The following is a 12,243-nucleotide window of genomic DNA, read 5'->3' as shown; positions in this document are numbered from 1 at the left end:
CCTATCCTCCGATTTTTGTTATAAAACCTTTTGATTCTGCATAGTGCACATAAGGCATCAGCTCTTCTTCGCCGACCTGTTTGTGGTTGTTATACAGATATTCCATTCCCAGCATCTTATACTTCTCCACGCCAAAGGTATGGTAGGGAAGGAAGTGGATTTCCTTAATCCCCCTGATGTTCCGGAGGAAGTCTACCATGGACCGGATTTCCTCCGTCGAATGATTAAAGCCGGGGATCACCGGTATCCTTACCACTACATGAGCCCCGAAACAGGCCAGCTTCTCCAGATTTTCCATAACCAGTCTGGCATCTCCCCCGGTAAATGCCCTAAACTTCCCCGGATCCGTATGTTTCAGGTCCACCAGGAAGGCATCTATCAGTCCGATGCACCTTTCAGCCAATTCCCAGCTCACATGCAGCGATGTTTCCATGTTGGTGTTAATTCGCCGTTCATGCAGGACCTGCAGCAGAAGAACCAGCTCGGCGTCCTGGGCCAGCGGCTCGCCACCCGTAAGGGTAACACCGCCATCGCGGTGGTAGAAGGGAAGATCCTTATCAATCTCCGCCATTATTTCGTCCACTCCGAGGGGCTCCCCGGATATTGTAAGTGCCTTTGCAACACAGAGGTCCTTTAACTGCTGCGCATCGGAGATGCGCTCTCGCTGAATATGTAAAACCCCGCCAGCAGAGTGAGATATGGCGTCGGGCATGGTGTTGACACAATCTCCAAAATGCTTGCAACTTCTTAAATCATAGAGAATACTCCGGCCAAAGGACTGGCTCTCCGGATTGCTGCACCACTGACACTTCAGGGGACATCCCTTATAGAAAATCAGCGTGCGGATCCCATCTCCATCGTGGGTCGAAAAACGCTGGATATTGAAGATCATGGTGCAGTCCGTTTGTTTTCAGAACAAAGATAATAACTTTCATATGAAAGCGCATTAACTTTCGTTTAAAATTTTATTCGGCTATGATTTTCAGAAATGCACCCTTTTTTCCAGGATCGACCAATTGAATCAAATACATCCCGGGGGACAGGCTTTCACGGCTTATCTGTATGGAAGTGCCGTTAAACTCCCTGATCTCCCGAATGCTCCGGCCCTGAATATCCCGGATGATCAGACAGGTATCCCTGCCTGCTTCTCCCGAAAGAGTAATCCGTGTTTCGTGCAGAAAGGGGTTGGGGGCCGCACGCAGGCTTATTTCCAAGGGCCTGGCAATACGTTCTGCCACGGCCGTTCCGGGAAGTCTGCCCTCAAAAACCTCAAGGCTTGTTCCGCTAACGGGTAGCCAGTCGTACAGAAAAAAACTGCCCTGTTCATCCTCCCGGATCCTGAAATAAGAGTATTCACCCTCAGAACCCACGCTAACCGTATCTTCCATCCAACTACCGGGTAAAGAAATCTTTAAAGTAAGCTCTACGTCGAAGATCGAATCGATCAGTCCGTCATCCGCCTCAAAAGAGAAGTGGCCCGATGGCCCCTCCATATTTCCAGTTTCAAGCCGGGAGATCTTCAGAGCATTTCGTTCCCTGATGTACTTATAAATCCGTTCATGGGTTTCGATCCAGAGATTCCTGCTGAGTGCATCCTGAATGGTTTGAAAAAACAGCTCCCGGCTGTAGGTGTAAATAAGCGAAGCTTCATCAAAGGGCTCATCCAGCATATCGTGGTACATGAGCGGGAGATAGGTGCCATATCCTTCGGCCGTCGAGAGAAGGCTTTCCACATAAGCGGGGGAGGTGGTACTCAGTACCGGCCAGGATCTAAGGGCATAAAAGTCATAGGGAGTGGCCAGGTTGAATCCAAACTGACTGCTTCGGGCCGAATAAAAGTACTGAGAAATGTAATCCAGGGTTTCATAACGAAAACTCCCGAATGGAATGGACATGGTCAGGGTATGCTGATCAAAACGTTCATTAAGCAGTGCCACCGATGCCGACAGAACCTGGTTCAGGGAGTCCACATCCCCCGATTCTGTCAGAAAGCCCAGATTCGCATGATTAGAAGTATGGGAAGCGATCTCATGGCCCTTGTCCCTGTATTCGCGGACCAGGCTGGTACTGGCCAGCTCTCCGTTATAAACGGCGCTTGTATCGGTAAAAATGTAAAAAATCCCTTTTAGTCCGGCCGCTTCCAGTTCCGCCCCACCATATTCAAAAGCGCCCCTGTACCCATCATCAAAGGTAAAGGACAGGGCTCCCGTCATATCATCCTTCCACGTGGTCGCCCGAACCAAGGGGTGGTGCACAAAGGCTCCGCTTCGAACCGTCGTAATGGCTTCCAAATCCAGGGTTCCCGGATCAGCACTGAAGACTGTTTCAGGGGCTTTAAAAGTGCCATGATCACTCTCGAGCACTATGATTTCCTGGCTGCCGGTTCCCGGATTATCATAGAAAAGAGCCAGATCCGTCGCGCTGTCTCCCGCAAATTCTCCTCCCGCTGCATGCAAGACCTGCATGAGCCAGGGTTCAATGTCCGCATAAGAGACATAGTCCACAGGGGTAAGCAGGCCGTCTGCCGATCCTTCAAAGACAGTGATGAAAAGATCCAGGTCGGCGGGATCCTCGTGCAACACCGCAATATCAGAAAAACCATCCAGGTTATAATCCCCCGCCAGTGCAAACTTCATACGGGAAAAATCATAGGATGCCTTTGTTGCATCATAGGCACGCGGGAGCAGTGCCAGCGTATCTGCTTCGGCCTCAAACAGAAACAGAGACTGCCTGGTGCCGGGTTCCGTTCCAAAATAGTTGTAGAAGACCAGAATACCGGGCTTTCCGTTACCGTTGAAATCGCCCGGACAGGCAAATTTCAGAGCCGTGAAATTAAATTCGTTCCTCGCCACACGGTACCAGGCCCGGGCCTCTGCAAAACCTGACCCTGTAGATTCCAGCAGGTAAATGGTCGACTGATCCAGGGACGGATCATTATAGAACAGAGCGATATCACATAAGCCATCCCCGGTAAAGTCCCCTGCCACCGAAAAAGAGACAAATTCAAAATCCAGCTGAGAGTCCGGGCATGAAAACCAGCTACCCGCCGGAAGGAACTGTTCGCCGGTGGAGCGATAAACCGATACCACCGAGCAGGTAAAGGCCGGATTCATATTGGGAGTATATTCCAGATCGTTGAATACGGCCAACTCATCCACTCCATCGCCCGTAAAATCGCCGGAAACCGTCAGATACGGATGATCCCGGGCCAGATCCGCACTTCGTGCCTTAAATGCCTCCTGGACAATGATATCGGCTCCATCCTCAGTAAAGAGGAGATAGGTGACCGGTTCGTCCGCGGGCGCCAGTATTGCATTCAGATGAGTCTTCTGTCCGAAGAGGCTCAAGACTGAAAAGAACAGGAATATGAGCGGAGTAACTAATCTCATCCCAGACTTAACGAATTGCAGGAACATTTGTTTCCATGATTCTAAAATAGAAAAAATTACAGGACAGATCCCCGAAAGCAGATATTGCAGCTGTGAAACAGATGAAAAACAGGTTTTTCTGACCTCAGGGCTTATTTTCTTTTCCGCCTGAACAGATTCCTGAAGATCCTTTTCTCCTTCAGTTCCCGGAAAGGCCTGAACTGAAAGGGTTTCTTATCTTTATAATCGTCGCATTGCAGAAGCTCCCGGGTATCCGGATGAATCCGGAAAGTGTCGGCCCGGAGGCTGCTCCAGTGTTCATCCCGGAAGCTGCTCTTCATAAAACCGGCCCATATGGGCAAGGCTGTATAGGCACCCTGGCCGTAAGCCATGTTCTGAAAACGCACGTTCTGAAGGTCGCCGCCCACCCAGGCACCGGCCACCAGGCCCGGTGTAAATCCTATAAACCAGCCATCCGTGTATTTTTGAGTGGTTCCGGTTTTACCGGCAATATCCTCCAGAATCCCGTATTTCATGCGCAGGCCGGCCGCCGTCCCGTTATTCACCACTCCCCTGAGCATTTCTATCATAATCCCGGCATTTCCGGGGGTACAGATGGCAGTCCCCTGACTATCCGGAATTCTCTCCTCCAGCACCTTTCCGCTTGCATCTTCTATCCGGCTGATATAGACGGGTTCCTTATAAATTCCCATGTTAGCAATGGCCTGGTAAACACCCACCATTTCAAACAGGGAGACATCCCCTGTACCCAGAGCCAGGGAGGGGACGGCCGGCAGGGGAGAGTTTATACCCGCCTTTTGGGAAAGCTCCAGAACGCTGTCGATCCCTACCTGCATCAGCAGATCAACACTTACTGTATTTACGGAGTGAACCAGGGCCCCGTTCATGGAGTAGTACCCCCCGTATGCGTGATCCGCATTCTGTGGAGTCCAGTTATTGTACTCCTCATATACCACACTGTCGTTGGGATAATAATCGCAGGGCGAGAAGCCCTGTTCAAGGGCCTCCAGGTAAACCAGCGCCTTGAAAGTGGAGCCTGCCTGACGTTTGGCCCGGACATGATCAAATTTGAAATACTGATAATTGATTCCCCCCACCCAGGCCCTGATCTCTGCAGTTTTTACATCCATGGCCAGGAATCCTGCCTGCAAGTACTGCAAATAGTGTTTGATTGAGTCAAGGGTACGGTAATCTTTCTCCTGCAAGCCCTCCCAGGTGAATACCTCCATTTTCCGGGCTTCTTCGGAAGCCATGCCCTCCCGGTATTCCCCATCAAAATTTATAAGAATCTGCTTCTCGGTTAATCCCTTCCAAAGATCCTCGCCGCTCCACTGCTTTTCAAACATCTTCTGAAGATGGGCCATATGCGACTTCATGGCCTCTTCCGCATAGCCTTGCAAACGGCTGTCAATGGTGGTATATACCTTCAGGCCATCGGTATAGAGATTGTAGGGCTCAGAACCGGATTTAATATATTCTCTGCACCATTGGTCCAGTTCTGCCCGGATAAACTCTCTGAAGTAGGGGGCAATACCTGCATTATGGGGCAGGGGATGGTAATCCAGCTCCAGAGGAGTTTCCTGCAGGGAATCCGCTTCGGTCTCTTCCAGGTAAGCATATCTGGCCATCTGTTCCAGCACCACATTTCGGCGGGTACGCGCCCTTTCCGGATGTCTGACGGGATTATAGCTCCCTGTGGCTTTCAGCATTCCGACCAACACCGCAGACTCCTCCGGTTTAAGTTCCTCAGGTTCTTTGTTAAAGAAACGGCGCGAGGCCGCTTTAATACCAAAGGTGTTCTCCCCGAAGGGGACCGTGCTCAGATACATCTCCAGGATCTCATCCTTGGTGTAAACTTTTTCCATGCGCCGGGCGACGGCCATCTCCTTTACCTTAATTACGGGCATACTAAAGGCTCCTTCATTCCTGCGTGGATAGAGGTTCTTGGCCAGTTGCTGAGAAAGTGTGCTTCCGCCCCCCGAACCCTCTTTTCTCAAAAGTAGGGTTTTAAAAAATACCCGGAAAAGACTGCGGGGATCTATGCCCTTATGCTTGTAAAAACGTACATCTTCGGTGGCGATCAAAGCATTCCGGATACTTTCCGGTATTTCCGATGGATCCAGATACTGTCTGTTTTCAATATTATAGGTTCCCATCAGCACCCCGTCAGCGGTATAAATTTCGGTAGCAATGGGATTCTGAATTTGTTTCAATTCCTTAATATCCGGGATTTTACCAAAACCTCCCACCAGGACGAACACTACAAATAAGCCCTGCAAGATTATAAAGGCGATCAGTACATAAAGTATTCCTTTCAGAAATATAAGGCGCATGGTCCGGTGTGACAATTCCTGTTTCCTAACTAAAACTCAACATGGATGGTTCTAGTATGTAATACTTCGTTTCAAAAGAAAGAATGCAGGGATTCCTGCCAGAACAACTCCAATGGCAACCGATGACTCAAGGGGTCTCTCCAGAAATGCCAATCCCAGAATTCCTAGGGAGCTTAATATAAAAAAGGCAGGCAGCAGAGGATACCCGGGTACCTTAAGTATGGATTGTTTTTTTAAGCGAAGTTTGAATACCCCGATCACCACCAGGATGGGGAAAATCCCCAGGGAGAAACTCAAAAAGGTAATGATTTGTTCAAAGGTTCCGGAGAGCACGTAAATGATGGCCAGAGCGCTCTGCAGCAAAATGGAAATCCCGGGCACCCTGGCGCGGTTAATCCTCCTGGCAATCCCGAAAAAATGTCCGGACTGGGCCATCGCAAAGTAAACCCGGGGACCTATAATAATCAGTACACTGATGGCAGATAGCAGGATCAGGGCGATAAAGAGGGAGAATAAGCGATCCATGGACAAATTGAAGAGATTATTGGCCGCCAGGCTGCCAATGGGAATAACCCCCTCCATTTCAACAGGGGCCACAGCATAAACATAAAGCACGTTCAGGAGGAGATAAATAGCAGTGACTGAGAAGGTTCCGATAATCAGCGAACGGGGTATGTTTTTCACAGGCTTATACACTTCCGAACCCATATACGTAGAGGCGTTCCACCCGCTATAGGCAAACATGATCCACATCAATGCCAGCCCGATTGTTTTCATGTCTGCACGAGCAAAAGAAGTACCCTCCTGAGGCAGGAAATGCCCGAGACTGCCCTCTCCGAAAGTAAATCCGACAGATATCAGCACTATAATTAACCCGATCTTCAGTACGGTTAGAATATTCTGAACTTTCGAACCCGAATTTAGCCCGAAGTAATGAATCAGTGTAAATATTAGAATGATCCCAACGGCAATGGCCTTCTTCGTAAGTACAAGTTCCTGGGGCAGATTTTCCTCTGGAAGAATGCGGATCAGATATTCGCTGAAAGCCAGCGATGAGGCCGCAACGGGCGCCGAAAAGCCTACCAGGAATGATACCCACCCGCTCAGAAATCCTGCCAGGGGGGTGAAGAGCCTGGTTAAAAAAATATAGTCCCCCCCGGCTTCCGGGAACCGCGCGCCAAGCTCCCCGTAGCTAAGCGCCCCGCTTAAAGCTATGGCTCCACCCACGATCCACAGCAGCAAAAGAAGCACAGGATTATGAAGCTGAGCCAACAAAAGGCCCGAGGTGGTAAAAATTCCCGCCCCGATCATGTCCCCGATGACGATGTTGGTCAGCGAGAAAAGCTTCAGCTTCCGGGGTAATAAGGGTTCTGCCATTTTCTGGAATACTATTCAGCTCGTTTATAGCTGATCAATACTCCACCACCTTCAGAATTTAGAGTAGTTTCGTAATTCTCCAGGCTCCTGACATAATCCAGATAATCCTGATTTCCGCCTCCTCTCCGGCCATAGCTGCTTTCACGAATATTATGGGTGGTATAACACCCCCCAACCACCAGTTTGGGATCCACATCGATGAAGTAGTTCTTATACCAGTTCTTATCGGCATCGCTGAATACAAAGTCGAATGGCCCTTCCAGTTCCCTGACCAGGGTATGGGCATCGGCCAGCCTGGCATCAATGTACTCGGACAGGCCTGCCTTTTTGAAATTTTCCACAGCAGTTTTGTAACGACCTTCATCAATATCGATGGTAATCAGCTTCCCGCCTGTTTTACTGAGTGCCCAGGCAATCCATATCCCGGAGTGTCCTGTGGAAGTCCCTATTTCAAGGGCACTTTTATAATTCCCCTTTATGATCAGCTCATAAAGCAGTTTCCCGTCGGATGAGGGCACATTCATATCGTACCAGCGACCCGAGGATAGAAATTCCTTGACCTTCCGGTCCAGTTCAGGATTTTCTTGCAAGGCCTGAGCTGATGCAGATGCAGAAAATAAGGCAATTGCCAGAAATAAACTAAGCGCGTAAACAAAATTGGGCGTTTTTTTCATGTCCTTCCAGTTTTAATGGTTATCTGACTGTACAAGGTATAGTGCAAAGGCTATATACTTTCAGACTCTCTGCCCCCGCCATAGTTTAATCTTGTGCAGCTTCCTCAGCTCAAATTCTTTTTGAAAAAATCAATGGTACGTTTCCAGGCCAGTTCCGCTGCATCTTTGTCGTAGCGCGGTGTGGAATCATTATGAAAGCCATGATTCACCTCGGGATAGATGTAGGCCGTATATTCCTTATTATACTTTTTCAAGGCTTCCTCATAGGCAGGCCAGCCTTCATTGACCCGTGTATCCAGTCCGGCATAATGCAAGAGGAGGGGGGCATTGATCTGTGGTACCGATTCAGCATCGGGCTGACCACCGTAAAAGGGGACTGCAGCATGGAGCCCGGCCACTTTCACGGCCATCATATTGGAGATCCATCCTCCGAAACAGAAACCAACAACCCCAATCTTCCCGGTGCAGCGCGAATCCGCCTTCAGGTATTCGTAGGCAGCAATAAAATCTTCCAGCATTTCATCCCGGTCACGCTGACGCTGCAGGGAACGTCCGTCATCATCGTTCCCGGGATATCCCCCCAGTGGGGTCAGGGCATCGGGAGCCAGGGAAATAAACCCTGCCAAAGCAGCTCTTCTACCCACATCCTCAATATAAGGATTCAATCCCCGGTTCTCATGTACGACAACAATTCCGGGCAATTTCCCATCGGATTCTGCCGGAAGAGAGAGCAATCCCTTGATCTCACCTCCGCCTTTCGGTGATTTGTACGTGATGTAATCCGACTTCAACCGGGGGTCATTGGGTTGAATTTGAAGCGTATCCTGGTAGTTAGGCATCACAAAACCAAGCAGGGAAGATACCGTTATGCCTCCAATGGCGTAAGCAGAGAGCTTATTTATGAATTGCCTGCGGTCTATATGGTTGTGCGCGTACTGGTCATAGAGATCAAACACTTCCTGGCTGATGTCTTCTTTCCTGATTTCTTTCATTTTAATGATGTATTAAGGTAGATAAGAATAACAACAGCTAAGAAAGAATTGTTTAAGATATATCTCCGGGACTGGAAAAAACAAGGTCCGGACCGGAGATTCGAAAACAGGGTCATCCTTTTGCGCATCTCTGATAAATAGGCCTTATATTTACTGTAAATATTCCTGTAAAACCAAGATCATGAAGCGATACCATTCAACAGAAATCCTCCTTTTGTTTCTGATTCTATTATCCACTGTCTTTCTCAAAGCCCAGGAAAGAGAAAGCCCACCGGTATCCCTGGAGAAGATCACAGAGCGGATCTATCAGATAAACGGGGGACAGGGATCAAATGGTGGTGTAATTATCGGCGACAGAGAGGTGCTGGTCATTGATTCGAAAATGAACAAAGAGTCGGTCGATCAAACTCTGGCTGCCATTCAGGGTCTTACCGATAAGCCCGTTAAGTATCTGGTGAATACCCATAGCGACGGCGACCATATCATGGGAAACAGGTATTTCCCGGCTTCAGTCACTTTCATAGCACATATAAACTGCCGGGATGATTTCTTCAAGGAGAATTTTGGCCGCGCCCCGGACTGGGGAGAGCCTGAATTTTATCCCTTTACGCCCTCCCTGACCTTTCAGGAAAACCTGAACATCTGGATGGGAGAGGATAAAGTGGAACTCCATTACTTTGGTGTGGGCCATACCACGGGGGATATCGTAGTGTATCACCCTGAAGATAAGGTGGCCTTTCTGGGCGACCAGTTTTTTAGCGGAAGACCGCAACTCATCCATTCCAACAAGAACGGCAACTCCTTTCAGCATGTGCTGACCCTGACAAAGATGCTCGAAACACTGGATGCTGAAGTATTCCTGAGCGGCCACAGTGATCCTGTCGGACGCGGGGAAATTCAGCAGCATATCCGGCAGATGGCAGACAGGCAGGATAAAGTCAGGGAACTGATCAGCCAGGACAAAAGCCTGGAGGAGACCTTAAAGGAATTTGATGAAAACGAAACACGCCTGGTAACATCCATCTACCAGGAGATTACGGGGAAGGGCCCGGGTCAGTCCAATGAGAATCCTTATTAAGGGCAAAGCCGCTGGACCTTCGAGGTCTGCTGTGCATCAACTTCATCAAAACACTCAGAAAGCTTTTATAATAAATGACAACACTTTAAAAGGACTTATCCCATGAATTTTAATCTCGATGTACTGAAAATTGATCCCGCCAGGGAGCTGGACAGGCTCTCCGGTTTTATCGTGGATCAGATGAATGCCGTTTATCGTAAAAAAGGAGTGATTGTGGGATTGAGCGGCGGAATTGACTCTGCCTGTATTGCAGCTGTTGCCGTCCATGCCATCGGTAAGGAAAAAGTTCTGGGACTTGTCCTTCCCGAAGCAGAGTCAAATCCAATCAGTAGTGAATTTGCAATTAAGCATGCTAAAGCCCTGGGGATTGAACATCGAGAAATCGATATCACGTCCACGGTGGATAGTATTGTAAAATATCAATGGCGGGATGAATTCCTCCAAAAATTGATTCCCGAATACAAACCTGGATTAAAATATAACATTGTCCTTCCTACGGATCTTCTGGACCGGGCCAGTTTCAGTTTCTATCGTCTTCAGGTTCAGCTTCCGGATGGAGAATTGAAGAGTAAAAGATTATCGCACAGTGAATTACTCACAATAACATCCTTTGCAAATATTAAAATCAGGGCCCGAATGCTGCATCTTTATACAGAAGCAGAAAGGAGAAATCTCCTGGTTGCCGGTACCACCAATCGCACTGAATTTATTCTGGGAGATTTCTGTAAATACGGGGATGGGGGCACAGATATTGAACCATTTACCCATCTATATAAGAACCAGATTTATCAGCTTTCCGATCATCTCCAGGTAATTCCGGAAATTATTAAGCGTCAACCCAGTCCCGATACATTTAGCCTTCCTGTAAGCGACCAGGAATTCTTCTTCCGGATTTCATTTGATCAACTCGATCATCTCCTGTATGCCTGGGAGCATGAAGTTCCCGCTAAAGAGGCAGCCAAAGTATTGGATCTTTCTGAAGAGGCGGTTGATAGAGCCTATAAAGATTTTGCCTCAAAATTCCGGGCGACTGCTCACTTACGCGAACTTCCGCATACTCTGGAACAGGAGCAGCAATAGCTTCCCGATAATCGGCGGCAGAAAGATGCGTTGCGAAGCAACGTGAAATGGGTGTTAAGCATAAACTAATCAATGTGCTACAATATTGAAATCCCTTCTTTTTTTACGATCTGAAGCAAGGGTAAGTTTTCGTCATTGTCAAAACGGGAAAGACCTACAGCAAAAGGTTCAATTCGGGTGTCAACCTTACGAGTTAATCTCCAAATCAATCCAAAAGCCTTATCGTCAGAACTGTCATCAAACCTCTTGGATACGAGCATTACATCAATATCACTTTCTTCACGTTCCTCATTCCGTGCTGCACTTCCAAAAAGAAAGGCCTTCTCGATCTGCAAACCTGACTCGTTCAGGATCCTAACATATTCTGAGACTTTGGTTATAGTTTCCTTTCGATCCATATCAACATCTCCTTTGTTTTATTCAGATAATCAACGACTTTATCTTTTGCAGGAATTGCAGGATTGTAATCGGGATACCGACCTTCGAGCTGATATTTCATCAGAATCCCAAGAAAATCCTCGAAAATTTCTTCAAACTCAATATTGGAAAGACCCAGTAGATATATCAGGTTGTGTGATTTGGGAGGGATATTACCAGTGGCTTTTATTACATGAGCTTTTAATCCTTTCTCAATAGCCAGATGGCAAAAGAATAATCCATGGATAAACCTGGATTCCCGGATTAACAGTTCAGCAGTATCAAGATCAGATTTTGCAGAAATGATCCAGTATTCTATTTGTTTCCCAGTATTTAGCACTTCCGCAGTTTTGCTAAAATTACAACATTTATCAGAAAAACCTTGCGGGCTGGCTCTGTATAATCCATAGCGGAGGCAGAGGGAAGGCCTGTGAGCGAGAACCGAGTTGCAATTTAACATAGTGCCTGAACCGAAGCTTAGCGAAGCTCACGAAGGCGGAGCCGAGTAACCGGAGCTCGACGAAGTCAATTATAGTGACAGAGCAGGATCCTAAGAGCAAAGCCAGAAACTCGCAGTTGTCCTATAATGTACTTGGATTATGTTCATTTAGCTTTGATTCGAAAGCAATATTTATTAATCTGTTGCAAGTTCAGCGTACTTTTCATTTGATCCTGGAAGGGGAGAGGTTCTAAGGTTTTGATGAAGCATTCGAGGATACACTCTTTTTGCGTTGCGAAGCAACGTGAAATGGGTGTTTTGATTAGGGCTAATAAAAACATAATAACCCAGGAATTGAAGCTGATAGCGAATATAATTAACTCATTAATTAAAGTTTCGCACTTATTCTTTAAGCACATGATTTCAACCAATTACGGTTTGACTTCATATGATATGTGTTAGTA

Annotated in this window: 10 protein-coding genes; 2 read left to right on the top strand and 8 right to left on the bottom strand. The window is 47.7% G+C overall.

Going from position 1 to position 12,243, the window contains the following annotated elements:
• Position 1 precedes the first annotated feature (1 nt).
• The 6 genes from P1P86_13220 to P1P86_13195 all read right to left on the bottom strand — a co-directional run bounded on the left by P1P86_13220 (position 2) and on the right by P1P86_13195 (position 8,765).
• Positions 2–892: a glycyl-radical enzyme activating protein gene (locus P1P86_13220; GenBank protein ID MDF1576142.1), complete on the bottom strand. Its 891-nt coding sequence runs from the start codon at positions 890–892 to the stop codon at positions 2–4.
• Between the two features lie 73 nt (positions 893–965).
• Entirely contained in the window at positions 966–3,389 is a 2,424-nt protein-coding gene (locus P1P86_13215; protein ID MDF1576141.1) for a polysaccharide deacetylase family protein, read from the bottom strand.
• A 131-nt stretch (positions 3,390–3,520) separates the two neighbouring features.
• Positions 3,521–5,722, bottom strand: coding sequence for a transglycosylase domain-containing protein (locus P1P86_13210; protein ID MDF1576140.1), 2,202 nt, complete (start codon positions 5,720–5,722; stop codon positions 3,521–3,523).
• A 51-nt stretch (positions 5,723–5,773) separates the two neighbouring features.
• Complete coding sequence (locus P1P86_13205; GenBank protein MDF1576139.1) at positions 5,774–7,099, bottom strand: amino acid permease; 1,326 nt, start codon at positions 7,097–7,099, stop codon at positions 5,774–5,776.
• Positions 7,100–7,110: 11 nt separating this feature from the next.
• Positions 7,111–7,773 (bottom strand): class I SAM-dependent methyltransferase, encoded by a 663-nt coding sequence (locus P1P86_13200; GenBank protein ID MDF1576138.1) that lies wholly within the window; start codon positions 7,771–7,773, stop codon positions 7,111–7,113.
• Between the two features lie 104 nt (positions 7,774–7,877).
• The gene (locus P1P86_13195) at positions 7,878–8,765 is read right to left on the bottom strand and encodes a dienelactone hydrolase family protein (protein MDF1576137.1); all 888 of its coding nucleotides are present in this window, start codon (positions 8,763–8,765) and stop codon (positions 7,878–7,880) included.
• A gap of 181 nt (positions 8,766–8,946) precedes the next feature.
• Between P1P86_13195 and P1P86_13190 the strand changes: the two genes are divergently transcribed.
• Together P1P86_13190 and nadE are read left to right on the top strand one after the other, a co-directional pair.
• Positions 8,947–9,843, top strand: a complete 897-nt coding sequence (locus tag P1P86_13190) for an MBL fold metallo-hydrolase (protein ID MDF1576136.1) — start codon at positions 8,947–8,949, stop codon at positions 9,841–9,843.
• 102 nt (positions 9,844–9,945) lie between these two features.
• On the top strand, positions 9,946–10,923 hold the full coding sequence (gene nadE / locus P1P86_13185; protein ID MDF1576135.1) for an NAD(+) synthase: 978 nt from the start codon (positions 9,946–9,948) through the stop codon (positions 10,921–10,923).
• Between the two features lie 77 nt (positions 10,924–11,000).
• Here nadE and P1P86_13180 read toward each other — a convergent pair whose 3' ends face one another.
• Together P1P86_13180 and P1P86_13175 are read right to left on the bottom strand one after the other, a co-directional pair.
• Positions 11,001–11,321, bottom strand: coding sequence for a nucleotidyltransferase domain-containing protein (locus tag P1P86_13180; protein MDF1576134.1), 321 nt, complete (start codon positions 11,319–11,321; stop codon positions 11,001–11,003).
• The gene (locus P1P86_13175) at positions 11,300–11,800 is read right to left on the bottom strand and encodes a HEPN domain-containing protein (protein ID MDF1576133.1); all 501 of its coding nucleotides are present in this window, start codon (positions 11,798–11,800) and stop codon (positions 11,300–11,302) included. The genes P1P86_13180 and P1P86_13175 overlap by 22 nt, the downstream gene beginning before the upstream one ends.
• Positions 11,801–12,243 lie beyond the last annotated feature (443 nt).

It is taken from the genome of Bacteroidales bacterium (genome assembly GCA_029210725.1).
Classification (GTDB): domain Bacteria; phylum Bacteroidota; class Bacteroidia; order Bacteroidales.
This window is presented reverse-complemented; position numbering and strand designations above follow the sequence as displayed.